Annotated in this window: 24 protein-coding genes; 16 read left to right on the top strand and 8 right to left on the bottom strand. The window is 68.8% G+C overall.

Annotation, left to right across the window (positions count from 1 at the left end):
• Positions 1-26 precede the first annotated feature (26 nt).
• Complete coding sequence (locus ACN27E_RS08900; RefSeq protein WP_422749724.1) at positions 27-929, top strand: tyrosine recombinase XerC; 903 nt, start codon at positions 27-29, stop codon at positions 927-929.
• 127 nt (positions 930-1,056) lie between these two features.
• On the opposite strand, the gene ACN27E_RS08895 is transcribed toward ACN27E_RS08900, so the two are convergent.
• Positions 1,057-1,545, bottom strand: a complete 489-nt coding sequence (locus tag ACN27E_RS08895) for a M23 family metallopeptidase (RefSeq protein WP_422748339.1) — start codon at positions 1,543-1,545, stop codon at positions 1,057-1,059.
• Between the two features lie 279 nt (positions 1,546-1,824).
• On the opposite strand from ACN27E_RS08895, the gene rpsB reads away from it, so the two are divergent.
• The 8 genes from rpsB (at position 1,825) to ACN27E_RS08855 (ending at position 11,167) form a co-directional block, all read left to right on the top strand.
• A complete protein-coding gene (gene rpsB / locus ACN27E_RS08890) occupies positions 1,825-2,685 on the top strand; it encodes a 30S ribosomal protein S2 (RefSeq protein WP_422748337.1) in 861 nt (286 codons plus the stop codon).
• 9 nt (positions 2,686-2,694) lie between these two features.
• Positions 2,695-3,522 (top strand): translation elongation factor Ts, encoded by an 828-nt coding sequence (gene tsf, locus ACN27E_RS08885; RefSeq protein ID WP_422748335.1) that lies wholly within the window; start codon positions 2,695-2,697, stop codon positions 3,520-3,522.
• A gap of 100 nt (positions 3,523-3,622) precedes the next feature.
• Complete coding sequence (locus tag ACN27E_RS08880; protein WP_422748333.1) at positions 3,623-5,026, top strand: amidase; 1,404 nt, start codon at positions 3,623-3,625, stop codon at positions 5,024-5,026.
• Between the two features lie 115 nt (positions 5,027-5,141).
• Complete coding sequence (locus ACN27E_RS08875) at positions 5,142-6,284, top strand: FtsX-like permease family protein (RefSeq protein ID WP_422748332.1); 1,143 nt, start codon at positions 5,142-5,144, stop codon at positions 6,282-6,284.
• Positions 6,285-6,312: 28 nt separating this feature from the next.
• Positions 6,313-6,879, top strand: coding sequence for an ABC transporter permease (locus tag ACN27E_RS08870; protein ID WP_422748330.1), 567 nt, complete (start codon positions 6,313-6,315; stop codon positions 6,877-6,879).
• A gap of 3 nt (positions 6,880-6,882) precedes the next feature.
• The gene (locus ACN27E_RS08865; RefSeq protein ID WP_422748328.1) at positions 6,883-7,617 is read left to right on the top strand and encodes an ABC transporter ATP-binding protein; all 735 of its coding nucleotides are present in this window, start codon (positions 6,883-6,885) and stop codon (positions 7,615-7,617) included.
• Positions 7,614-9,158 (top strand): APC family permease, encoded by a 1,545-nt coding sequence (locus tag ACN27E_RS08860; protein WP_422748326.1) that lies wholly within the window; start codon positions 7,614-7,616, stop codon positions 9,156-9,158. The genes ACN27E_RS08865 and ACN27E_RS08860 overlap by 4 nt, the downstream gene beginning before the upstream one ends.
• Positions 9,155-11,167: a primary-amine oxidase gene (locus tag ACN27E_RS08855; RefSeq protein WP_422748325.1), complete on the top strand. Its 2,013-nt coding sequence runs from the start codon at positions 9,155-9,157 to the stop codon at positions 11,165-11,167. The genes ACN27E_RS08860 and ACN27E_RS08855 overlap by 4 nt, the downstream gene beginning before the upstream one ends.
• Positions 11,168-11,171: 4 nt before the next feature.
• Here the strand turns inward: ACN27E_RS08855 and ACN27E_RS08850 are convergent, their stop codons facing one another.
• From ACN27E_RS08850 to ACN27E_RS08840, 3 genes are read right to left on the bottom strand one after another with little or no spacing between them, the layout of a single operon-like run.
• The gene (locus tag ACN27E_RS08850) at positions 11,172-12,287 is read right to left on the bottom strand and encodes a glycerate kinase (RefSeq protein ID WP_422748323.1); all 1,116 of its coding nucleotides are present in this window, start codon (positions 12,285-12,287) and stop codon (positions 11,172-11,174) included.
• Positions 12,284-13,246: a 2-hydroxyacid dehydrogenase gene (locus tag ACN27E_RS08845; protein WP_422748321.1), complete on the bottom strand. Its 963-nt coding sequence runs from the start codon at positions 13,244-13,246 to the stop codon at positions 12,284-12,286. Before ACN27E_RS08845 ends, ACN27E_RS08850 begins: the two co-directional genes overlap by 4 nt.
• 10 nt (positions 13,247-13,256) lie before the next feature.
• Positions 13,257-13,682 carry a MarR family winged helix-turn-helix transcriptional regulator gene (locus tag ACN27E_RS08840; RefSeq protein WP_422748319.1) on the bottom strand — a complete coding sequence of 142 codons (426 nt, stop codon included), beginning with the start codon at positions 13,680-13,682 and terminating at the stop codon, positions 13,257-13,259.
• A 44-nt stretch (positions 13,683-13,726) separates the two neighbouring features.
• On the opposite strand from ACN27E_RS08840, the gene ACN27E_RS08835 reads away from it, so the two are divergent.
• From ACN27E_RS08835 to rlmN, 5 genes are all read left to right on the top strand, one after another.
• The gene (locus ACN27E_RS08835; protein WP_422748317.1) at positions 13,727-14,407 is read left to right on the top strand and encodes a class I SAM-dependent methyltransferase; all 681 of its coding nucleotides are present in this window, start codon (positions 13,727-13,729) and stop codon (positions 14,405-14,407) included.
• A 147-nt stretch (positions 14,408-14,554) separates the two neighbouring features.
• On the top strand, positions 14,555-15,301 hold the full coding sequence (gene pyrH, locus ACN27E_RS08830; protein WP_422748315.1) for a UMP kinase: 747 nt from the start codon (positions 14,555-14,557) through the stop codon (positions 15,299-15,301).
• A 14-nt stretch (positions 15,302-15,315) separates the two neighbouring features.
• A complete protein-coding gene (gene frr / locus ACN27E_RS08825) occupies positions 15,316-15,873 on the top strand; it encodes a ribosome recycling factor (protein ID WP_422748313.1) in 558 nt (185 codons plus the stop codon).
• Between the two features lie 23 nt (positions 15,874-15,896).
• Complete coding sequence (locus tag ACN27E_RS08820) at positions 15,897-16,751, top strand: phosphatidate cytidylyltransferase (RefSeq protein ID WP_422748312.1); 855 nt, start codon at positions 15,897-15,899, stop codon at positions 16,749-16,751.
• Between the two features lie 35 nt (positions 16,752-16,786).
• Positions 16,787-17,911: a 23S rRNA (adenine(2503)-C(2))-methyltransferase RlmN gene (gene rlmN, locus ACN27E_RS08815; protein WP_422748310.1), complete on the top strand. Its 1,125-nt coding sequence runs from the start codon at positions 16,787-16,789 to the stop codon at positions 17,909-17,911.
• 93 nt (positions 17,912-18,004) lie between these two features.
• On the opposite strand, the gene ACN27E_RS08810 is transcribed toward rlmN, so the two are convergent.
• Entirely contained in the window at positions 18,005-18,559 is a 555-nt protein-coding gene (locus ACN27E_RS08810; protein WP_422748309.1) for a TetR/AcrR family transcriptional regulator, read from the bottom strand.
• 280 nt (positions 18,560-18,839) lie between these two features.
• Between ACN27E_RS08810 and ACN27E_RS08805 the strand changes: the two genes are divergently transcribed.
• On the top strand, positions 18,840-19,997 hold the full coding sequence (locus ACN27E_RS08805; protein ID WP_422748307.1) for a CaiB/BaiF CoA transferase family protein: 1,158 nt from the start codon (positions 18,840-18,842) through the stop codon (positions 19,995-19,997).
• A gap of 6 nt (positions 19,998-20,003) precedes the next feature.
• On the opposite strand, the gene ACN27E_RS08800 is transcribed toward ACN27E_RS08805, so the two are convergent.
• Together ACN27E_RS08800 and ACN27E_RS08795 are read right to left on the bottom strand one after the other, a co-directional pair.
• Positions 20,004-20,381 carry an NYN domain-containing protein gene (locus ACN27E_RS08800; RefSeq protein ID WP_422748306.1) on the bottom strand — a complete coding sequence of 126 codons (378 nt, stop codon included), beginning with the start codon at positions 20,379-20,381 and terminating at the stop codon, positions 20,004-20,006.
• Between the two features lie 126 nt (positions 20,382-20,507).
• The gene (locus ACN27E_RS08795; protein WP_422748304.1) at positions 20,508-21,449 is read right to left on the bottom strand and encodes an LLM class flavin-dependent oxidoreductase; all 942 of its coding nucleotides are present in this window, start codon (positions 21,447-21,449) and stop codon (positions 20,508-20,510) included.
• Positions 21,450-21,508: 59 nt separating this feature from the next.
• On the opposite strand from ACN27E_RS08795, the gene ACN27E_RS08790 reads away from it, so the two are divergent.
• Positions 21,509-22,429, top strand: coding sequence for an LLM class F420-dependent oxidoreductase (locus ACN27E_RS08790; RefSeq protein WP_422748302.1), 921 nt, complete (start codon positions 21,509-21,511; stop codon positions 22,427-22,429).
• Here the strand turns inward: ACN27E_RS08790 and ACN27E_RS08785 are convergent.
• The gene (locus ACN27E_RS08785) at positions 22,413-23,114 is read right to left on the bottom strand and encodes a DUF427 domain-containing protein (RefSeq protein WP_422748301.1); all 702 of its coding nucleotides are present in this window, start codon (positions 23,112-23,114) and stop codon (positions 22,413-22,415) included. The genes ACN27E_RS08790 and ACN27E_RS08785 overlap by 17 nt on opposite strands.
• Between the last annotated feature and the right edge of the window lie 22 nt (positions 23,115-23,136).

The raw sequence follows: 23,136 nt of genomic DNA, 5'->3' as shown, positions 1-23,136 counted from the left end.
GCCGCGACGGTGGGGGCGTGGCTCGAATCGATGCGGTACTCGAGGAGTTCGACGCGCACCTCGCGCTCGAACGGGGCCGCTCGGCACACACCCGCCGCGCCTATCTGGCGGATCTGCGGTCGCTGTTCGACTTCGCCGGGCAGCGGGTGCCCGACCCCGGACCGCACAACCTCACCCTGCCGCTCCTGCGCGCCTGGTTGTCCGCTCAGGCGGCGGACGGGGCGGCGCGCACCACGCTCGCGCGGCGCACCTCGGCGGTGAAGACCTTCACCGCGTGGGCATTGCGGCGGGGGCTGATCACCGCCGATCCCGCAGTGCGGCTGCAGTTGCCCAAGGCGCGCCGCACGCTGCCCTCGGTATTGCGGCGCGATCAGGCTCTCGACGCCATGGCTGCGGCGAATTCCGGTGCGCAACAGGGTGATCCGGTTGCCCTGCGGGACCGCCTGATCGTGGAGATGCTCTATGCCACCGGAATCCGGGTCAGCGAACTGTGCGGCCTCGACATCGACGACGTCGACCTGGCGCGACGGGTGCTCCGGGTACTGGGCAAGGGCAACCGGCAGCGCACCGTCCCGTTCGGTGAACCCGCCGAGCGGGCCGTGCGGTCGTGGCTGGCCGACGGCCGACCCGCGCTGGCCACCGCCCTGTCCGGTCCGGCGCTGCTGCTCGGCGCCCGCGGTGGACGCCTGGACCCACGACAGGCCCGCACCGTCGTGCATCAGACGATCGGCGCGGTCGACGGCGCCCCCGACATCGGCCCCCACGGGCTGCGCCACAGCGCGGCCACCCACCTGCTCGAGGGCGGAGCCGATCTGCGCATCGTGCAGGAACTGCTCGGCCATTCGACGCTGGCCACCACGCAGCTCTACACCCACGTCACCGTTGCCCGCCTGCGCGCCGTGCACGACCAGGCCCATCCGCGGGCGTGAGGCGCCGCCGACGATCGAGTGTGCGGCCACGGCGTCGAGTGTGTACACAGGGCGGACCTCAGGCGGTTTTCTCGCCGTGGGCGCACGCCCGACGCCCTGGGTGCACACTCGAGGCGCCTCGGATATTTCAGCGCCACGGTTTCAGCCGAATCTGCGTCTCGGTCAGCAGGCCGATCGGATCGACGTAGTCGGCGCGCGATGCCGGCCCCCACATCGCACCCCAGTGCAGACATGCCGCCGACCCGCATCCCGGGTGGCCGGCGACCACCTCACCGAGTGGTGTGCCCGCACCGACGGCCTGGCCGCGGCGTACCGACGGCATGACCGGCTCATAGGTCGTGCGCAAACCACCGGGATGTGCGACCGAGACCAGCGGCCGGCCCGCCAGCTCGCCGGCGAACACCACCGTCCCGGCCCGCGCCGCATAGACCGGCGTGCCCGCGGCCGCAGCCAGATCGACGCCGCGGTGCCCGGACTGCCAGCGCACCGCCGGGGCATCGAAGGTGCGCAGCACCGCAGGTCGCGGCCGCAGCGGCCAGTCCAGCCGCCCGTCGTCGGCCCGCGCCGGGGCGGCCAGCGCCACAGCGACCGCCAGCAACAGCATGCAGAACCGCATCAGACCAGTTCAGAGCCCGCGACGGCCGAGCGCCAGCGGTCCGGACGGCGCCTGTGGACAGGCCCTGCGCTGTGGACAAAGCACCTGTTCCGACGGTGTAAACTTCTCCGTGCAGCTCGCTTGCGCGGGCTGACTTCGCGTGTCTGCACACGACCTCGGTCGAGGTTCGTACCCGGATGCCGGCGGTCTCGCTCTCGGGCGGGTCCGGCACCCCGCAGTCACCAGGGCCTGGCATCACCCGACGCCGGGCATCAACCGACACATAGGTAAGGCACAAGCATGGCTGTTGTGACCATGAAGCAGCTGCTCGACAGCGGCACTCACTTCGGGCATCAGACCCGACGCTGGAACCCCAAGATGAAGCGGTTCATCTTCACCGACCGCAACGGTATCTACATCATCGATCTGCAGCAGACGCTGACCTACATCGACAAGGCCTACGAATTCGTCAAGGAGACGGTCGCTCACGGCGGCACCATCCTGTTCGTCGGCACCAAGAAGCAGGCTCAGGAGTCGATCGCCGAGGAGTCCACCCGCGTCGGCATGCCCTATGTCAACCAGCGCTGGCTGGGCGGCATGCTCACCAACTTCTCCACCGTGCACAAGCGTCTCCAGCGCCTCAAGGAACTCGAGGCGATGGAGCAGACCGGTGGCTTCGAGGGTCGCACCAAGAAAGAAATCCTGATGCTGACCCGCGAGAAGAACAAGCTCGAGCGCAGCCTGGGCGGTATCCGGGACATGGCGAAGGTGCCCTCGGCCATCTGGGTCGTCGACACCAACAAGGAGCACCTCGCGGTTGCCGAGGCCCGCAAGCTCAACATCCCGGTCATCGCGATCCTGGACACCAACTGCGACCCCGACCTCGTCGACTACCCGATCCCGGGCAACGACGACGCCATCCGGTCGGCCGCACTGCTGACCAAGGTCGTCGCCGCCGCCGTCGCCGAGGGCCTGCAGGCCCGCTCCGGCGCAGGCAAGTCCGAGGCGTCGGACTCGACGGCCGCCGAGCCGCTCGCCGAGTGGGAGCAGGAGCTGCTCGCTGGTGCGACGGCCACGGCCTCGCCGACCGCCGACGGCGCCGCCCCCGGCACGCCGGAGGCGGAGATCCAGACCGAACCCACCGCTCCGCAGAACCCCTAGGGAGTATTTATGGCGAACTACACCGCTGCCGACGTCAAGCGGCTTCGGGAGCTGACCGGCGCCGGAATGATGGACAGCAAGAACGCGCTCGTCGAGGCCGGAGGCGACTTCGACAAGGCCATCGAGCTGCTGCGCATCAAGGGTGCCAAGGATGTCGGCAAACGCGCCGAGCGTGCGACCGCCGAGGGCCTGGTGGCCGCGAAGAACGGCGCGCTCATCGAGCTCAACTCGGAGACCGACTTCGTTGCGAAGAACGCCGAGTTCCAGGCCGTGGCCGACCAGATCGTGGCTGCGGCCGCCGAGGCCAAGGCGAGCGACGTCGACGCCCTCAAGGCCGCTCACATTTCTGGCGGTCAGGCGACCCCTACCGTCGAGCAGGTCATCGCCGACCTGAGCGCCAAGATCGGCGAGAAGCTCGAACTGCGCCGCGCGGCGTACTTCGACGGCAAGGTCGAGACCTACCTGCACAAGCGCGCCGCGGATCTGCCGCCGGCCGTGGGTGTGCTGGTCGAGTACGAGGGTGACGACCAGGGCGCTGCCCACGCCGTCGCCCTCCAGATCGCCGCGCTGAAGGCCAAGTACCTCACCCGTGAGGACGTGCCGGAGGATCTCGTCGCCAACGAGCGTCGCATCGCCGAGGAGACCGCCCGCAACGAGGGCAAGCCCGAGCAGGCCATGCCCAAGATCGTCGAGGGCCGCGTGACCGGTTTCTACAAGGACGTCGTGCTGCTGGATCAGCCGTCGGTGTCCGACAGCAAGAAGTCGGTCAAGGCGCTGCTCGACGAGGCCGGCGTCACCGTCACCCGCTTCGTGCGCTTCGAGGTCGGCCAGGCCTGACCGCCTGACCGATCGCAAAAAGGCCCCCGGAACCGCGGTTCCGGGGGCCTTTCGCACGGGTGTGGAGGATCCTGCGGTACGGCTTGGTACCGTCGGCATCGTGGAACGGATCAACGCGTTCGGTGACGACGCGCTCGGCACGCTGGACGCCGTCGGCATCGTCGAGGCTCTCCGGCGTGGAAAGGTCTCGCGCGAGGAAGTGGTCGAGGCGGCCATCGCCCGCGTTGAGGCGGTCAACCCGGCGCTCAACGGCCTGGCCTACGAGGCGTACGACCGGGCCCGGGCGCGGGCGGATGCTCCCCGACCCTATGGGGGCTACTTCGATGGCGTTCCGACCTTCGTCAAGGACAACGTCGCCGTCGGGGACATGCCGACGATGAACGGCACCGACGCATGGGATCCGCATCCGGCCGCCGTCAACGGTGACTTCGCCCGCGACTATCTGGCCACCGGGCTGGTTCCGCTGGGCAAGACGCGGCTGTCGGAGTTCGGCTTCTCGGCTTCGGCCGAACATCCGCGTCTCGGGCCCGTCCGCAACCCGTGGAACACCGAGCACACCGCAGGGGCCTCCTCGTCGGGGTCGGGCGCGTTCGTGGCCGCGGGCGTGGTGCCGATCGCCCATGCCAACGACGGCGGCGGCTCGATCCGCATCCCCGCCTCGTGTAACGGCCTCGTCGGGTTGAAACCCTCGCGCGGACGGCTCCCGCTCGACCGCGAGATGCGGCAGATGCCACTGCGCATCGTCGCCAACGGCGTCCTGACCCGCTCCGTCCGCGACACCGCGGCGTTCTACCGCGAAATGGAACGCGTGCAGCGCAACCCCAAGCTGCCGCCGGTCGGCGACGTCACCGGCCCCGCCCCGGCGCGGCTGCGGATCGCCGTGTGCACCGAGTCGATCGCCCGCGAGGCGGCCCCGCAGGTGCGCGAGCAGACCCTCAAGACCGCGGCGCTTCTCGAGGAACTGGGGCACCGCGTCACCCAGATCGGCAACCCGATCCCCACCCGGTTCATGGACGACTTCCTGCTCTACTGGTCCTTTCTGGCGTTCGCTCTGGTGCGCGGCGGGCGGCGGTCGTTCGGCCCGACCTTCGACCGCACCCGGCTGGACAACCTGACCCTGGGCCTGGAGCGCTTCGCCGGGCGCAATCTGCACCGGCTGCCGCTGGCCATCTCCCGGTTGGCGCGCACCCGCCGGATCACCCAGGGCCTCTCGGCCGACTACGACGTGGTGTTGATGCCGACGTTGGCCGATGTGCCACCGCGTATCGGCCATCTGGACCCGAGTGCCGACTACGAGCAGATCATCGCGCGGCTGATCGACTGGGTGGCCTTCACCCCGCTGCAGAACGCCACCGGCGACCCGGCGATCTCGCTGCCCCTGGGCATGTCGGCCGACGGGCTGCCGATCGGCATGATGTTCGCCTCGACGGCCGGTCAGGAAGCTCGGCTTCTGGGCCTGGCCTACGAATTGGAGGAAGCCCGGCCGTGGCCCACCATCAGGTGACGACGAAATCCGAAGCCGTGGCGACACAATGACGTAACTCGCCCTATGGCGAGTTAACCGGCCGGACACCGCCGGTGGCGCTGGGTGAAACAACCCGAACCCACCATCGCTGTTTGTGGAGACCACCGCGGTCATCGCTCCCGCATCGGGCAACACCTTCGGGTGCCTGGTCCGGTTCGCGCTGGCCAACATCCGCCGCCGCCCCGAGCGGTTCGTACTGTCGGTGCTCGGCATCGCCTTGGCCATCGCGTGTGTCACGATCGTCCGCACCATCTCCTCGAGCTTCGCGATCACCGGCGCCGACGCCGTCACCGACGTGCTGGGCGACGCCCAGGTGTGGGCAATCCCCGCGGCCGGCGTGCAGTACGACGCCGACGTGCAGGCGCTCGTCGCCGGGGGCGCGGCCCCGGCCGTCGTCGTTCCCGACGGCTGGCGCGCCGAGCGCACCCTCTCCGGTGTCACGCAGATCGCGGGGACTGCCGTCTCGCTTCGCGGCATCGACGAGATCCCTTCGGGCCAAGCGCGTTTCGGGACCGCGGTCGCCGAGCGCGTGGGCGTCTCCAGCGGTGACACGGTGACCGTGGGCGGTGAGAACCTGACGGCCGCGGTCGAGGGCTCCGGGCAGAGCGTCTGGGTGCCGAGCACGCTGGCGTCGACGATCGTCGGGGACCGCGGGTGGTACACGGTCTGGGCCCCGGCCGGGCAGGAGAAGCGACGTGACCTCGGAGCCACCGTCGGTGCAGCCTCGGACCTTCCCGCCACCTACGACCCATCGGTCGTCCCAGACCCGGCCGGGCGCGGGCTCGTTTACGACCTCGTCGGTGGCTCCGGCCCGCTCACCTTCGACCAGAACTATTCCGCGCTGTTCTCCGGCAAGGTCACCAGCAGCACCCTCGGCCTCATCTCGATCATCGGTCTGGTCCTCGGCTTCGTGATCGCACTGTCGTCCTTCCTGGCCGCGGTAGCCGAGCGCAAGCGTGAATTCGGCATCATGTCGAGCATCGGGCTGGCCGACGAGGTCCTCTACTTCTTCCTCGTCGAATCCGGCATCGTCTTCGTCGTCGCCTACCTCGTCGGCGTCGTCGGCGCGGGCGCCGCTGTTGCACTGACCATTCCGAGTATCGCGACGCCGACGGCGTGGCTGCAGGCCGCGGCGATGGTGGCGGCTTTCCTGCCCGCCATGGCGATCGTCGGCGCGCTGGTACCCGTGCACCGGCTGCTGCAACAGCGCCCGGTCGACCTGTTGGGGGACCGATGAACGCTTGCGCGAAGAGGAGGCACATCCGATGATCTCGAAAGGCCTCGCCTACGGGTGGCTCGCGGCGCGCCGCAGGGTCGGTGAGATGGTGCTTCCCATCGTGACGACCGCGACCGGCGCCTTCCTGGTCGTCATCGTGTTCGGCATGTCCGCAGGCATCGCCGCACAGTCGGCGACGCTCGGGCACGCCGACGAGATCGGCCGCGCCGTCGTCCTGATCGCCGTCACCGTGCTGCTGGTCGGCGTCGTCGAGGTCGCGGTCGCGACCACCCGGACCGTCGCCCACCGCACGCGTGAACTCGGAGTGCTGGGCGCCAACGGGATCCCGCGCGCACCCGTGGTCGTCGCCCTGCTGGTCGAACCGGTGGTGGCAGCCGTTCTCGGTGCGATCGTCGGTGTCGCGCTGGCCGCGCTGTGCGGGTGGATCGTCGGCGTGACTGGGCTGGCGCCGGCCGGCGTGGCGGTCTCCGGCGTGCTGCTCGGGTCCGGGATCGCCGTCGTCATCAGCATCGTGGCGGCGTTGGCCACCAGCATCATCCCGACGTGGAACGCGGCGTCGCGCCCACCGATTCATTCCCTCTCGGCAGGAGGCTAGATCGTGACCGCACTCGACGACACCAGGGACGTCACGGCGTCCGAGCAGGATCCGACCGCGGGCGCGTCGGCGCCGGTCATCGAGATCTCCGACGTGTGGAAACTGCACAAACTCGGCGATGAGGTGGTCAAGGCCCTCGTCGCCGTCGAACTGCAGGTGATGCCGGGCGAATTCGTCTGCCTGATGGGCCCCAGCGGCAGCGGGAAGTCGACGCTGCTGAACATCATGGGCGGACTGGACCGGCCGACCAAGGGCACCGTGAAGGTTGCCGGTCAGGACACCGGCAAGATCACCGAGAGCCAGTTCGCGGCGCTCCGTCACGACACCATCGGCTTCATCTTCCAGAGCTACAACCTCATCCCGTTCCTGTCCGCGGTGGAGAACGTCGAACTGCCGTTGATGTTCGAGCCGTATGACCGGAAGGCATTGCGTCGGCGGGCCACCGAGCTGCTGGAACTCGTCGGCCTCGGTCATCGCATCAACCATCAGCCCACCAAGATGTCGGGCGGTGAGCAGCAGCGCACCGCGATCGCCCGGTCGCTGATCAGCAACCCGACACTGGTGCTCGCCGATGAACCCACGGCGAACCTCGACCACCGCACGGGGGAGACGGTGGTGCGCATGCTGCGCGACCTGTGCTCGACGCTCGGCGTCACCGTGGTCGCCAGCACCCATGACCCCACGGTGGCCGACGAAGCGAGCCGTGTCGTACGGATGAAGGACGGACAGATCGTATGACCGCAGAACTGGAGGCGCCGGGACCTGCCAAACCCGGCCCGGTTGGCAGCACCGCCGACCGCGACGCGCTGATGACCACCGAGCTGGTCCCCGAGCAGATCCTGCCCAAGGTGATGAGCACGTTCGGCCTGACCGCCGCCTACGTGTTCATCATCTGCTGGATCACCGGCTCGTCGGTCATGGCCACCGGGGGCTGGACCGCCATCCCCATGTGGATCCTCGGCATCCTCACGTTCCTGATTCCCGCCGGCATGGCCGTCGTGGAACTGGGCAACCTGTGGCCCGGCCAGGGCGGCGTGTACATCTGGGCCACCCGGACCATGGGGGAGACGTGGGGCTTCATCGGCGGCTACCTGTCGTGGGTGCCGGTGATTCTCAACGCGGCGTCGTCGCCGGCGGTGGTGCTCTCGTTCCTCTTGTTGGCGTTCCACGCCGAGCTGGGCGTGATGACGAGCGTAATCCTGCAGCTGGTCATCATGTGGGTGGTCATCGGCCTGGCGCTCGCCAAACTCGCTGCCAATCAACGCATCATGAACGTCGTCTTCGTGGTGTTCGGCGTGCTCGCGCTGACGATCTTCGTCTGCGGCGCGCTGTTCGCGGCGAAGAACGGCTCGGCGACCCCGTTCAACTGGCACGACGCCGTGATCCCCAACTTCGCGGTGGCGGGCTTCCTCTACGGCACCGTGTTGCTCTACCTGCTCGGCGTCGAGACCCCGTACAACATGGGTGCGGAGTTCCTGTCCGTCCGCAGGAGCGGCCCGCGGATGATCCTCTGGGGCTCGACGGCGCTGGTGGCGATCTACCTGCTCACCACGCTGGGCACCATGATGGCACTGCCCACCGACGAAATCGACGCGGTGACGGGCGTCATCGGGATGCTCGACGTCGCGGGCTTCCCCGGCCTGATGGAGATCTGCGCGATCGTGCTCGCGCTGATCATCGTGGTGGCGTTGATGACCTACCAGGTCGCCTACTCGCGTCTCATCTTCGTGTCAGGCCTGGAGCGGCACCTGCCGCGCATCTTCACTCACCTGAACCCGCGGACGCGTAACCCGGTCAGCGCCATCCTGATCCAGGGCGTGCTCTCCTCGCTGCTGATCATCGGGCTGTACTCACAGAGCAGCCTGGTGAACACGACGATCTTCCTGCAGGGCGGTCTGTCGACGGTGTGGCTGCTGTCGGGATTCTTCTTCCTGATCCCGGTGGTCGTCGCGCGCAAGAAGTATGCGGACCGCTACGCCAACGAGACGTTCTGGCGCATCCCCGGCGGGATGGTCGGCGTCTGGATCACCGTGGTCGTCGGCACGCTCGGCACCATCGGCGGAATCTACTACTCGTTCGCGAAGTCGTGGCTCGCGAGCAGTGGCGTCGGCGACGGCGAGTGGATGACGTGGGTCGGCAGCATCAGCCTCGGCATGTTCGCCCTCGGCCTGGTGGTCTACGTCTTCGGCCGCCGGTCGGCGCACAAGACCAGTCAAGCGGACTCGCTGGCCCACCTGGCGGTGTTCGACCTCACCAAAGAATCGGAGAAGACCACATGACGTTGGAGGACACGGTTGCCTCGACCGGGGCCGTACACAGTGCCCGGTATCCGCTGGATCCGCTGAGCGGCGCCGAGATCGAGTCGGCCGCGGCGATCATCACCGGATCCGAATACGCCACACCGACATTGAAGTTCGTGATGATCCAGCTCGCCGAGCCGGCCAAACCGGCCGAGCTCACCTACGCTCCCGGGACCGAACCGCCCCGCCGGGCGTTCGCGTCGATGTACGACGCCGCGGCCAAGCTGGTCTACGAGGCGGTCGTGGACCTGAATGCGCGGGTGATCGACGAGTGGAAGTCGGTACCGGGGCGGTTCCCGTCCTATCTCGTCGAGCACATGACCGGTGTGGAGGAGAAGGTCAGGCAGGATCCGCGCTGGCAGGAGGCGATGCGCAAACGCGGTGTCACCGATTTCTCGCTGGCGATGATCGATCCCTGGCCTGCGGGCTATTACGGCGGCCAGGACCACTACGACAACTCGGCCCTGATCTGCCGGCCGCTGACGTTCATGCGGGCCGCGCCGTCCGAGCACGGCTACGCGCGCCCGGTCGAGGGGCTGATCGTCACCTTCGATCTGGATGCGATGGAAGTGCTCGACATCGAGGATCACGGGGTGGTGCCGCTCCCGCCGACCGCCGGCAACTACAGCGAGCAGTTCATGTTCGACGCCAACAACCGTCCGGCGTTCACCCAGTTCCGCGATGACGTCAAGCCCATCGAGATCACCCAGCCGGACGGCCCCAGCTTCACCGTCGACGGGTGGCGGGTGCAGTGGCAGAAGTGGTCGCTGCGAATCGGTTTCAACCCCCGCGAGGGCATCACGCTGCACGAGGTCAGCTATACCGACCGTGGGCAGACCCGGCCGATCCTCTACCGCGGCTCACTCTCGGAGATGGTGGTGCCCTACGGCGACACGTCGCCGACGCACTGGAACAAGAACGTCTTCGACATGGGCGAGGTCGGGATGGGCTTCTCGGCCAATCCATTGACGCTGGGCTGCGACTGTCTCGGTGAGATCCACTATTTCGACGGGACGGTCAACGACTCCAGCGGGAACGCGGTCACCATTCCCAACGCCATCTGCATGCACGAGGAGGATTACGGCATCTCCTGGAAGCACACCGACTTCCGCACCGGTGAGGTCGAGGTGCGGAGATCGCGGCGGCTGGTCATCTCGATGATCTGCACCGTCGGCAATTACGAATACGGATTCTTCTGGTACTTCTACAACGACGCCTCGATCGAGGTCGAGGTCAAGCTCTCGGGTGTGCTCACCACCGGAGCGGTGCCCGAGGGGGAGTCACCGCGCTGGGGCAAGATGGTCGCGCCCGGCATCTACGGACCGAACCACCAACACTTCTTCAATTTCCGGCTCGACATGTCCATCGACGGGCCGGGAAACAGTGTCTACGAGGTGGATTCCATCCCCGAGCCGGATCCGGAACTCAATCCCCACCACAATGCCTGGATCACCCGGGACACGCTGGTCGCCTCCGAGTCCGACGGGGCCCGCGACTGGAACTGGCAGACCGGACGGTACTGGAAGATCACCAACCCGTCGAAGGTCAACGAACTAGGCAGTGCCGTGGGCTACAAACTGACGCCGAAGGACGTGGTCCCGGTGATGGTGCAGGAAGGGTCCTACATCTACGACCGGGCCCGGTTCGTGCAGCACAATCTGTGGGTCACCCGATACGAGCCCGAGGAGAAGTTCGCCGCGGGGGACTACATGTACCAGTCGGCCGACATGCAGGGGCTGCCGGAGTTCATCGCCGATGATGCGCCGCTGGAGGACACCGACGTGGTGCTGTGGTACACGGTCGGCGCCCACCACGTGGTGCGACCCGAGGATTGGCCGGTGATGCCCTGCGCCTACACCGGATTCCATCTCAAACCGGTCGGATTCTTCGACGGGAACCCCGCGCTGGATCTGCCACCGTCACCGCCCAAGGCCTGCCACGCCCACCACGCGGGTCTGCCGGTCGCCGACGTCGCCCGGGAATCCTGACCGCTCAGGCCAATCGGCGACGCGCGAAATCCGCGGCGGCCCGCGCCAGTGCGGCCGGGCCGTCGCGGAGCGCCTGCTCCAGCGGGGTGCCTTCGGCGGTGATGCCGATGATCTCGTCGACGCCGTGGTCCAGCAGGACCGCGGCATCGGGCGCCACGCGGCCGGCGAAGATCGCCACCCGGGCTCCGGCACGGGCGGCGACCCGGGCAACCCCGTAAGGCGTCTTACCCATCAGGGTCTGTGCGTCGACACCGCCTTCGCCGGTGAACACCCACTGCGCATGCTGCAGTGCCTGCTCCAGGCCGACCGTCTCGGCGACCAGCTCGACACCGGGACGTGCGGTGGCACCGAGGAATTCGAGGAGCGCGAAACCGAGTCCGCCGGCGGCTCCGGCACCCGGCGTTTCGGCATGCGCAGCGCCGGCCGTCTCGGCGAAGTGCGCGAGCGCGGCCTCGAGCAGCTCGACATCGGCCGGTGTGGCCCCCTTCTGCGGACCGAACACCGCACTCGCGCCGCCGGCGCCCAGCAGCGGGGCGGTGACGTCACAGGCCAACTGGATACGGACCCCGGCCAGTCGCGGGTCGAGGCCGTCGAGATCGATGCGGTCCACTCCGGCCAGCGCGGCCCCGCCGGGCGGCAGCGCTGCGCCCGCGACGTCGGTCAGTACGCCACCGAGAGCCGTCAGCATGCCGGCGCCGGCGTCGTTGGTCGCCGATCCACCGAGTCCGATCACGAACTCGAGCGCGCCCCGGTCGAGCGCATCGCGGATCAGCTGACCGACTCCGAAGGTGCTGGCACGCAGGATGTCCCGTTCTCCCGGCGCGATCCGTTCCAGGCCGGCGGCCGCAGCCATCTCGATGACCGCAAGCCGGCGGTGGGCGACGAACCCGTAGCGGGCCGGCACCGGACGGCCGAGCGCGTCGGAGACCTCCACGGTGACGTGGTCACCGGCCAGCGCGTCGACGACCGCGTCGACCGTGCCCTCGCCCCCGTCGGCCATCGGCACCCCGACGCACTGCGCGTCGGGCAGCACGGCGGCCACGCCCTGCTGCATGGCCGTGATCGCCCGCGCAGCGCTCATCGACTCCTTGAAGGAATCGGGGGCCAGGACGATCTTCATCGGACCGGCGTCAGGGCCGGGCGCCCGCTCAGCACGGCTGCCACATTGTCGACGGCGAGCACACCCATGGCGTCGCGGGTTGCCACCCCGGCGCTGGCGATATGTGGTGTGAGAACGAGGTTCGGGGCATCGAGCAGCGTGGCACGCACATGGGGTTCATTCTCGAACACATCCAGCGCAGCGCCACCGATACGCCCTTCGGTCAGCGCGTCCACCAACGCCGCCTCGTCGACCACGCCACCCCGGGCGGTGTTGACCAGCAGCGCCGTCGGCTTCATCCGGGCCAGCGCCGCAGCGTCGATCAGATGGTGGGTCTGCTCGGTGAGGGGAGTCAGCACGCACACGACGTCGCTGTCGGCGAGCAGAGTGTCGGTGTCGACGAAGCGGACGCCATCCTGCTCGCCGGCGGTTCGACTGCGCGAGGTGGCCAGCACCCTCATCTCGAAAGCGCGGGCACGCCGCGCGACGGCCCGGCCGATCCGGCCGTAGCCGATGATGCCCAGGGTCGCGTCGGCGCTGACGTCCAGGCCGAGCAGCATGCGCGGGCCCCAGACCCACTCGCGCCCGGAGCGCAGGAGGCGGTCACCCTCGACCACTCGCCGGGCGGCGGCCAGGATGAGTGCGAAAGTATGGTCGGCGGTGGCCTTGTCGAGCACGCCCGGAGTGTTGGTGACGGTCACGCCCGCCGCGGAGGCCGCCACCAGGTCGATGTTGTCGTAGCCGACCGCGACGTTGGCGACCACCTGCAGAGCCTGGCCGGCCGCGTCGAACACCTCGGCGTCGATACGTTCGGTGAGGGTGACCACCGCGGCCTGGGCGCCGGCGATGTCGCGCACCAGTTCGCTTCGGCTGGGCGGGTTTTCGCCACCGATACGCAGCGGACGGTTCAGGGAGTCGAGCCGGTCCATCGCGGCGTCGGTGAGCAGCCGCGAGACGTAGACATGCCCGGACGAAGTCACGGGGCCGACTCTAGTCCGAGGCGACGGCAACCAGCAGGCGCCGGAACTCCCGTCGCTGCTCGGCGGTGAGGTCGGCCAGCACCTTCTGTTCGGCCGCCCGCACGCCGGCGTCGATCTCGGCGAGCGCGTCGCGGCCGGCCCGCGTCAGCTCCGCGGGCAGCGACCGGCCGGCGGTGACGGTCGCCGGACGGGAAACCAGTCCGCGTTCCTGCAGGCTGCGCACCACCGTGTTCATCGCCTGCGGTGACACATTGACGTCCCTGGCGAGTGAGGCGTTGGTGCGTCCCGGCGAGGCCGCCAGCACCCGCATGCAGATGTACTGCGGGAACGTCAGGCCGATCGGTTCCAGAGCGGTCGCGGTGACCTCGCTACGCAGGGCGGCCGCCACCCGGTGCAGCAGATATCCCAGTGGCCGATCGTCGCCGCGCCCAGACATGTCAAGTATGTTGACATATATCAACCAGATTGATATCAAGGGGTATGACCAACCACCAGCAGATGTTCGAATCGGCATACCGCGGCGACGGCCCGGAATTCGCGGGCGCCCGCCCGCCGTGGAGCATCGGCGAGCCGCAGCCCGAGATCGCCGCACTCATCGACGCGGGGAAGTTCCACGGGGATGTGCTCGATGCCGGATGCGGCGAGGCAGCGACGTCGTTCTACCTCGCCGAACGCGGCTTCACCACCGTCGGGCTGGACCTGGCGCCGACGGGTATCGAGCTGGCGCGCGCGGAGGCCGCCCGGCGCGGCCTGACCAGCTGCAGCTTCGAGGTCGCCGACATCAGCGACTTCGGCGGCTACGACGGCCGCTTCGGCACCATCGTCGACAGCACCCTGTTCCACTCCATGCCCGTCGACCTGCGCGAGGGCTATCAACGGTCGATCGTGCGGGCGGCCGCGCCCGGAGCGTCGTATTTCGTACTGGTCTTCGACGCCACGAACATGCCGGCCGAAAGTCCGGTGAACGCCGTCACCGCCGACGAATTGCGCGAGGTGGTCGGCCGGTACTGGCAGATCGACGAAATCCGGCCGGCGCGTATCCACGCCAACTTCCCCACGAGCATCGGTGAGGTCGAGGCCTTCGCCGGGGCGGGTGTGCGTCAAGAGGGTGGGGACCGCCACTCGATGCCGGCCTGGCTGCTCTCGGCGCGCCTGGCCTGAGCGGCGGCGGGTCCGGGGCCGCCGGGTCAACCCGCGAAGAATCGGCCGCCCCGGCCTCGCTCCGCACCCGGCATGAGGCAGGATGGGTGTGCCGCGCAGGGACACCGATTCCGGCGGCATGTCGCAGCGAGGAGGCCGAGGAAACCGATGTCGGAGCCGACGCTGACCAACGGGGACGGCGCCCACCGGCCTGCGTATTCGCGGGTGCTGCTCAAACTCGGCGGGGAGATGTTCGGCGGCGGTGCCGTCGGACTGGATCCCGACGTCGTACACCTGGTGGCGCGCCAGATCGCCGAGGTCGTCCGCAGTGGTGTCCAGGTGGCCGTCGTCATCGGCGGCGGCAACTTCTTTCGCGGCGCCCAGCTGCAGCAGCGGGGTATGGAGCGCACCCGCAGCGATTACATGGGCATGCTCGGCACCGTCATGAACAGCCTTGCGCTGCAGGACTTCCTGGAAAAGGAAGGGATCGACACCCGCGTGCAGACCGCCATCACCATGGGGCAGGTCGCCGAGCCGTACATTCCGCTGCGTGCGGTGCGTCACCTGGAGAAGGGCCGCGTGGTCATCTTCGGCGCCGGGATGGGGTTGCCGTACTTCTCCACCGACACCACCGCCGCCCAGCGCGGACTGGAGATCGGTGCCCAGGTGGTGCTCATGGCCAAGGCTGTCGACGGGGTGTACACCGCCGACCCTCGTCTCGAACCCGACGCCGAGCTGATCCGGGCCATCAGCCACCGCGAGGTGATCGACCGCGGGCTCAAGGTGGCCGACGCCACCGCCTTCTCACTCTGCATGGACAACGGAATGCCGATCCTGGTCTTCAACCTGCTCGTCGACGGCAATATCGCCCGCGCGGTCGCAGGTGAGAAGATCGGAACACTGGTCACCAGCTGAGTGGGAGAAAAACAGTGATCGACGAGACCCTCTTCGATGCCGAGGAGAAGATGGAGAAGGCCGTAGCCGTCGCGCGCGACGACCTGGCCTCGATCCGCACCGGCCGCGCCAATCCCGGCATGTTCTCCCGGATCAGCGTGGACTACTACGGGGCGTCCACGCCGATCACCCAGCTGTCGAGCATCAACGTGCCCGAGGCCCGCATGGTGGTGATCAAGCCCTATGAGGCCAACCAGCTGCGCACCATCGAAGACGCGATCCGCAACTCCGACCTCGGCGTCAATCCAACCAACGACGGCAACATCATCCGTGTCTCGATCCCGCAGCTGACCGAGGAGCGTCGGCGCGACCTGGTCAAGCAGGCCAAGTCCAAGGGTGAGGACGCCAAGGTCTCGGTGCGCAACATCCGTCGTAAGGCGATGGACGAGCTGGCCCGGATCAAGAAGGACGGCGAGGCCGGTGAGGACGAGGTCGGCCGGGCCGAGAAGGACCTCGACAAGACCACGCAGACCTACACCAGCCAGATCGACGAGCTGGTGAAGCACAAAGAGGGCGAGTTGCTGGAGGTCTAGCGGCCCAGCAGCGAGCAGAACCCGTGTCAGACACACCGGTCGACGAGCCGACGAAGAAGCCGTCGCGTGCCGGCCGTAACCTCCCTGCGGCCATCGGGGTGGGCGTGCTGCTGGGTGGCGGACTCATCGCCATCCTGCTGTTCGCGCCGTACCTGTGGCTGGCGCTGGTGGCGGCGGCGGTGGCGGTCAGCACATTCGAGGTGAGTTCCCGGCTGACCGAGGCCGGCTATCGGATGCCGCTGATCCCGCTACTGGTCGGTGGTCAGGCCACGCTGTGGCTGACCTGGCCCTTCGGAGCCGCGGGGGCGTTGGGCGGCTTCGGAGCCTCCGTCGTCGTCTGCATGATCTGGCGACTGGTCGGCCAGGGCCTCAACCACACCCCGCAGAACTACTCCCGCGACATCAGCGCCGCGGTCTACCTGCTGACCTGGATACCGCTGTTCGCGAGTTTCGGCGCCCTGCTCATCTATCCCGACGACGGCGCGAACCGGGTGTTCTGCCTGATGCTCGGCGTGGTGTTCTCCGATATCGGCGGCTACATCGCCGGAGTCCTGTTCGGCAGGCACACGATGGCCCCGGCGATCAGCCCGAAGAAGTCGTGGGAGGGCCTGGCGGGGTCGCTGCTGTTCGGGGTGACGGCCGCGGTGCTCGCGGTCGTCTTCCTGCTGGACAAACCGTGGTGGGCCGGGGTCGCGCTCGGCGTGATGCTGGTGATCACCGGCACGCTCGGAGATCTGGTCGAATCGCAGTTCAAACGCGATCTCGGCATCAAGGACATGAGCAACCTGCTGCCGGGCCACGGCGGAATGATGGATCGCATGGACGGCATGTTGCCGTCGGCCGTCGCCACCTGGATCGTGCTCACGCTGCTGGCGTAGCGCCCCGCGCACGCAGTGCGATACTGGGACAGGTCATGCCCGATCCACTGCCCCTCGTTTTCGACGCCCCGCGCCGGGCCAAGCCGCCGCGGCATCTCGCCGACCTCGACGCCACCGAACGCGCGGCCGCCGTCGCGGAGCTCGGCCTGCCCGCCTTCCGGGCCAAACAGCTGGCCAACCACTACTTCGGCAGGTTCACCGCCGACGCGCACCAGATGACCGATCTGCCGGCCGGGGTGCGGGAGAAGGTGGCCGCGGCGCTGTTTCCCACCCTGCTGACCGCGGTGCGCGAGATCGAGACCGATGCGGGGGAGACCCGCAAGATGCTGTGGCGTTCGGTGGACGGCACGACCTTCGAATCGGTGCTGATGCGATACGCCGACCGCAATACCGTGTGCATCTCCTCACAGGCCGGCTGCGGAATGGCCTGTCCCTTCTGCGCGACGGGCCAGGGCGGGCTTAAGCGCAACCTGTCCACCGCCGAGATCCTCGAGCAGGTGCGTGCGGCGGCGGTCGAACTGCGCGACCGCGATGGTGACGGCATCGCGGCGGCGGCACGGGCGGGGCGGCTGTCCAACATCGTGTTCATGGGTATGGGCGAACCCCTGGCCAACTACAACCGGGTGCTCGCCGCGGTGCGTCGGATCACCGCACCGGCGCCCGACGGGTTCGGTATCTCGGCGCGGTCGGTGACGGTGTCGACGGTCGGTCTGGCGCCGGCGATCCGCAAGCTCGCCGACGAGCGGCTCAACGTCACGCTGGCGGTCTCTCTGCATACCCCCGACGACGAGCTGCGCGACACGCTGGTGCCGGTGAACAACCGCTGGCCGGTTTCCGAGGTTCTCGACGCCGCGCGCTATTACGCCGATGTCACCGGGCGGCGGGTGTCGATCGAATACGCGCTGATCCGCGACGTCAACGACCAGCCCTGGCGGGCCGACCTGCTCGGCAAGAAGCTGCACGGTGCGCTCGGGCCGCTGGTGCACGTCAATCTCATTCCGCTGAATCCGACGCCGGGCAGCGAGTGGGATGCCAGTCCGAAGCCGGTCGAGCGGGAGTTCGTCCGCCGCGTGCGGGAACGCGGGGTCTCCTGCACGGTCCGCGACACCCGGGGCCGGGAGATCGCGGCCGCGTGCGGTCAGTTGGCCGCCGAAGGCTGACACCCGTGCGCCCGAACGAACACTCGGGCGCGGGAGTACGAGTGGAACCCGCCAACACGTCGATCTCGGCGCGGGTACCTCGCTATCGATCAGTCAGTCGGGCTGGCGGATGCCGACGGCGTGCCGCAGCTGGGCCAGGAATTGCTCGCCGTCGTCGCTGCGCACGACGTAGTGCGACACCGCGACGCGGATCGCGGTGGCCGCCTTCAGGTTGGCGTTGGCCCCGGTCAGGAGCTTCTCCAGCCGTGCGCGCATCAGCGGCAGGATGCGTGACAGCTGGGCGACGACCACCTCGGGTTCGATGTCCACCAGCCGTACCCCCGAGTACGACTGTTGATAGGACACGATGAAACGCAGTGCCGCATCCAGCTTTTCGGTGCCCCGCAGACCAGCTGTCGCCCGGCTGACGCCGGTATCGAACATCTCGCGCTCGTAGCGCCCGAATGCGTCGAGCAACTCCTGTTTGGAGGCGAACCAGCGATACAGCGTGGGCCGGGAAACCCCGGCTTGCAGCGCGACCTCGGACAGGCTCAACTTCGTCTGTCCACTGCGGGCGAGCACTTCTGCCGTCGCGGCGAGGATCCGGCTGCGGGTCGACGATTCGTCTGGGGGACCGGTGTCCCGGTGCGCGGTCAGTGGTGGGTTCACAGAGCCCTCGGGTGGTTGCGGTGTTGCAGAAATGGTAGTGGCTGTAATCGGTGATCAGGGCAAAGCCACCCGGGGGTGTCCATCACAATGCTGCACTCAGCGCGGTGACGGTGTCTCGATCTCTCAGCGCGGCCACGGCGCGGCTGTGCCACCGCATCGAATCACCGGAGTTGAGGGTCACCGGTCCGATAGCCTCCTAGGGCGGCCCGAAGGCACGCGGGTGAGTTTACAGATTATCGTGGATATGTAAACAATAGTCGACGAGCGCGGGAAGGGGATCATGGCCGGTCCGTTGACGGGCGTGCGCGTGGTCGAACTCGGGGTCTGGGTCGCGGGCCCGGCGGCCGCGGCCATCCTGGCCGACTGGGGCGCCGACGTCGTCAAGATCGAACCGCCGACCGGGGACCCGGCGCGAAGTTTCGGCCGGATGCTCGGGGTGGAGGACGGCCTGAACCCACCGTTCGAGATGGACAACCGCAACAAGCGCAGTATCGTGCTCGACCTCACCGCCGCCGCGGGACGCGACACCGCCCACCGGATGATCTGTGGCGCAGACGTTTTCCTGACGAACGTGCGGCCGGGCGCCCTCGGCCGCCTCGGCCTGGACTTCGCGACACTGGCCGCCCGCAACGAACGGCTCGTCTACGGGCTGATCACCGGCTACGGCGACGGCGGGTCCGACGCGGACCGCGCCGCTTACGATGTCGCCGCCTTCTGGTCACGGGCCGGGTTGGCACACCTGCTGACCCGACCGGGGGACACCCCGCCGTTTCAGCGCGGCGGGATGGGTGACCACACGGTGGGAATGACCATGGCCGGGGCGGTGTGTGCGGCACTCGTGGCCAGGGCGCGCACCGGGACCGGCCAGTTGGTCACGACGTCGCTCTACCGGCAGGGCGCCTACACGATCAGCTTCGACCTCAACACATTCCTGATGACGGGCAGCCAGATCGCGATCGGTCAGCGCGAGAGCATGGGCAACCCCTGCATGAACAACTATGCGGCCGGTGACGGGCGGCGCTTCTGGATCGTCGGTCTGCAGGGCGAACGGCACTGGCCCGCGCTCTGCCGTGCGGTCGGGCGCACCGAATGGCTCACCGATGACCGCTTCTCGCAGGCGCGCGGCCGCGCCGTCCACGCCGCGGAACTGGTCGGCGCGCTCGACGAGATCTTCGCGACCAGACCTCTTGCGGAGTGGGCGGAGGTATTCGACGCCGAAGCGGACTTCTTCTGGTCGCCCATCAACACCCTCGAGGACGTGCTCGGCGACGAGCAGTTCCATGCGGCGGGGGGCATCGTGCATGTCCCGCAGGGGGATTCGATCATTCCGATGGTCGCCACACCGGCGGACTTCCACGGTACTCCCGCCGCGCACCGGTCGGCTGCGCCCGCACTCGGCGAACACACTGCCGAGATCCTCGCCGAACTCGACGGGTAGCGGCGCTCAGCGGCCACCGTCGAGCTCGGCCCGGAAACTCGCGGCCGGGTGCACGGACGCCCCCGAGCCGGTGACCCGCTCGATCAGCACTCGGTCGGAGGTGACCACCCGCAGGTCGCTCGGATCGGGGTCGGCGCTCACCAGGCGGGCAATCTCGTCATCCGCGGAATTCGCGGCCGCCCGCTCGGCGTGGGTGATCTGTACGGTGTCGGACTCCAGTGGGGGGTGCGGCGGTGCTTCGAAGACCACGGTGACGTCGGCGTCGTGAGCCGCAGCCCAACGCTCGAGCCGCTCGACCAGGCCGGTCATCGCGGCGTGGCGGTCGCGCCACCAGCCGTCGGGCCGGGACCCGATGACATTCATCCCGTCGACGATCCACCGCATGGCTCAGCCCGGGGCCCGCGGTCGCACCAGCACCGACTGCGTGATGACAATGGCCATACCGGAACCCTACAAACGGTCGCCGAGTGTCACGCCGGTCTGTGGCTCACCCCGGTCGGGCCTGAGTCCTCACAGGGCGTCGATCACCGACTCGGCGAGCAGGTCGAGGGTCCGGTCGGACGCACGGTCGTGGGTGAACAGCACCACCTGCCCGAAGCCCAGGGCGTGCCATTCGAGCAGCCGGTCGACGATCGCGGGCGGCGTACCGATGAGCCCGCCGGCGTGTAGGCCGAAACCCGCTGCGCCGAAATGCTTCTCCGCCTTCGCACGGACCGCGGGCAGGGCGGCGTCGTCCGGGGCCAGGGCCATGACGGCCTCGACCGACATGAGGATCTCGTCGGGGTCGCGGCCGATGTCGGCGCACAGGCCACGCAGCACCGTCAGTTTGTGCTCGAGTTCGCCCAGCGCGTAGGTGGGGACGTTCCACACGTCGGCGTAGCGCGCCACCAGCGGCAGGGTGAACCGTTCACCGACGCCGCCGACGACGATCGGGGGGTGGGGCCGCTGGACCGGCCCGGGTGTGACCGGTAGATCGCGGATCGTGAAGTGGTTTCCGGCGAAGTCGATCCGCTGCCGGGTGAAGGCCTGGGTGAGGATCTCGAGCGTCTCGCCGAGACGGGCCGACCGCTGCCCGAAGGTGCCCCAGGGCAGACCGGCCCTGTCGTGTTCCTCGGCGATCGAGCCGCTGCCGATGCCGAGGTGAATGCGCCCGGCCGAGATCTGGTCGAGGGTGGTCACCATCTTGGCCAGCACCGCCGGGTGGCGGAACTGATTGCACAGCACGAGATGTCCGACGACGAGGCGTTCGGTGCGGCTGAGCAGTGCGGTCGCCAGCGTCCACGCCTCGAGCGACGGGTGCTCGGGCGCGCCGGGGCCGTACAGGTGGTCGTAGAGCCACAGTGTGCCGATGCCGAGTTCCTCGCAGCGCAGCGCGCGGTGCAGGACCTCGGCATAGGGAAGACCGATCTGCGGTACGTAGACCCCCACGTCGAGGGAATCGGTGTTCGCCATCGAAGAGAATCGTATTCTCCCGAAGAACGTTCCTCAATGACCGGTCCGGAAGGCGGACGATGCACTTCTCCATGACCTATCCGATGCACACCCACCCCTACAACCCGGAATTGGCGACCGGCGCGGGGGTGGCGGCGCTGGCCACTGCCGCGGAGACCGCCGGATTCGCCGGGTTCGGCTTCACCGACCATCCCGCGCCCTCCCAGCGCTGGCTGGATGCCGGCGGCCATGACGCGCTCGATCCCTTCGTCGCGATGGGTTTCGCCGCGGCGCACACCTCGACACTGCGATTGATCCCCAACATCGTCGTGCTGCCGTATCGCAATCCCTTCGTCGTGGCCAAGGCCGGCGCGACGCTGGATCTGCTGTCGGGCGGTCGGTTCACCCTGGCCGTCGGGGTCGGCTACCTCAAAGGCGAATTCGCCGCACTCGGAGTGGATTACCAGGCGCGCACCGCTGTGTTCGAGGAATCGCTGGCGACGATCCGTGCCGCGTGGACCACCGACGACCTCTCGGTCGACGGGGCCGGATTCAGCGCGGTCGGCATCACCGCGCACCCGCGGCCGGCGAGCGCGCCTCACCCGCCGATCTGGATCGGGGGCAACACCACGGCAGCGCGGGTGCGGGTCGCCGCGCACGGCGACGGCTGGTGCCCCTTCCCGGCCCCGGCCCGGCTGGCTCGAACCGCACGCACCGCGGCGCTGGCCTCGGTGTCGTCGCTGGCCGCGGCGATCGACGATCTACGCCGGCGCTGTGCGGCCGCCGGGCGCGACCCGTCCACCGTCGACGTCAGCTTCAGCAATATCACCGGCGGTGATCCGGCAGCCGAGGACTTCGACGCCGACGCCTACCTGGCCGGGGTCCGCGAACTCGAGGCCGTCGGCGTGACCTGGCTGCAGGTGACGATCCCCGGCGACAGCGTGCGCCACGCCCGCGAGGTGATCGACCGCTTCGGCAGCCAGGTCATCGCCCGCGTCTAGCGATTTCGACCGAGACGGGAAACTCTGCGACGACGTCGGCGCGCTGGGCGTCGAAGCTCAGATGGCCGCGGATCGGCAGCGATTCGGGCGGCGGGTCGGGGTAGCTCCACGCGACGTCGTGGTAGCTGGTCCCGTCGACGACCACCGACCAGTACGTCGCCCAGCCCTTGTAGTTGCAGTAGCTCGTGGTGTCGCTGCGTCGCAGCAGGTCGGTTCGGACGCGCGCGGGGTGCACGTAGAGCCGGGGCGACAGCGCCGTCTCGAAGACCGCGACGGTGTCGGCGGTGTCGACGAGGACCGTGTCGCCGGCGCGGACCCGCAGCCGCCGGGTGCCGGGCCGGCAGTCGACGCGGTGGTACGGATTCGGCGGGTAGTGCACGAGTGCGCGTCCTTCTTCGACCCAGGAGTCGACCGCGTCCCACGGCACCGCCACGTAACCGGGCGCCTCGTCGACCGGACGGTGGGGGAGATCGCCGACCGTCTCGCGGGGGAACGCATAGCTCAGCGGATGACCGCGGCGGTGGACCAGCAGAGCTCGCTCGGTGTCGATCACCGTCTGTGCGCCCGCCCTCGCCTGGACCCGCCGCGGATGCGGTTCGACGAAGACCGCGTCCGACGGCACCGGCGGCTGGAACCACCCCGCCGGGTCCGCGCTGAGCGGTCCGCGTCCTGCCGTGAGGGTCATGGACCGAACACTACGTCGACGC

Source organism: Mycobacterium sp. WMMD1722 (assembly GCF_049315205.1).
Classification (GTDB): domain Bacteria; phylum Actinomycetota; class Actinomycetes; order Mycobacteriales; family Mycobacteriaceae; genus Mycobacterium.
The sequence above is the reverse complement of the archived record's forward strand: the minus strand, read 5'-3'. Positions and strand labels throughout refer to the sequence as shown.

Bases quoted from the DNA above. Each gene is read 5' to 3' on its own strand.
- ACN27E_RS08895 (WP_422748339.1), bottom strand. From the start codon at position 1,545: ATGCGGTTCTGCATGCTGTTGCTGGCGGTCGCTGTGGCGCTGGCCGCC.
- rpsB (WP_422748337.1), top strand. From the start codon at position 1,825: ATGGCTGTTGTGACCATGAAGCAGCTGCTCGACAGCGGCACTCACTTC.
- tsf (WP_422748335.1), top strand. From the start codon at position 2,695: ATGGCGAACTACACCGCTGCCGACGTCAAGCGGCTTCGGGAGCTGACC.
- ACN27E_RS08870 (WP_422748330.1), top strand. From the start codon at position 6,313: ATGATCTCGAAAGGCCTCGCCTACGGGTGGCTCGCGGCGCGCCGCAGG.
- ACN27E_RS08860 (WP_422748326.1), top strand. From the start codon at position 7,614: ATGACCGCAGAACTGGAGGCGCCGGGACCTGCCAAACCCGGCCCGGTT.
- ACN27E_RS08855 (WP_422748325.1), top strand. From the start codon at position 9,155: ATGACGTTGGAGGACACGGTTGCCTCGACCGGGGCCGTACACAGTGCC.
- ACN27E_RS08850 (WP_422748323.1), bottom strand. From the start codon at position 12,287: ATGAAGATCGTCCTGGCCCCCGATTCCTTCAAGGAGTCGATGAGCGCT.
- ACN27E_RS08840 (WP_422748319.1), bottom strand. From the start codon at position 13,682: ATGTCTGGGCGCGGCGACGATCGGCCACTGGGATATCTGCTGCACCGG.
- ACN27E_RS08835 (WP_422748317.1), top strand. From the start codon at position 13,727: ATGACCAACCACCAGCAGATGTTCGAATCGGCATACCGCGGCGACGGC.
- pyrH (WP_422748315.1), top strand. From the start codon at position 14,555: ATGTCGGAGCCGACGCTGACCAACGGGGACGGCGCCCACCGGCCTGCG.
- rlmN (WP_422748310.1), top strand. From the start codon at position 16,787: ATGCCCGATCCACTGCCCCTCGTTTTCGACGCCCCGCGCCGGGCCAAG.
- ACN27E_RS08805 (WP_422748307.1), top strand. From the start codon at position 18,840: ATGGCCGGTCCGTTGACGGGCGTGCGCGTGGTCGAACTCGGGGTCTGG.
- ACN27E_RS08800 (WP_422748306.1), bottom strand. From the start codon at position 20,381: ATGCGGTGGATCGTCGACGGGATGAATGTCATCGGGTCCCGGCCCGAC.
- ACN27E_RS08795 (WP_422748304.1), bottom strand. From the start codon at position 21,449: ATGGCGAACACCGATTCCCTCGACGTGGGGGTCTACGTACCGCAGATC.
- ACN27E_RS08790 (WP_422748302.1), top strand. From the start codon at position 21,509: ATGCACTTCTCCATGACCTATCCGATGCACACCCACCCCTACAACCCG.
- ACN27E_RS08785 (WP_422748301.1), bottom strand. From the start codon at position 23,114: ATGACCCTCACGGCAGGACGCGGACCGCTCAGCGCGGACCCGGCGGGG.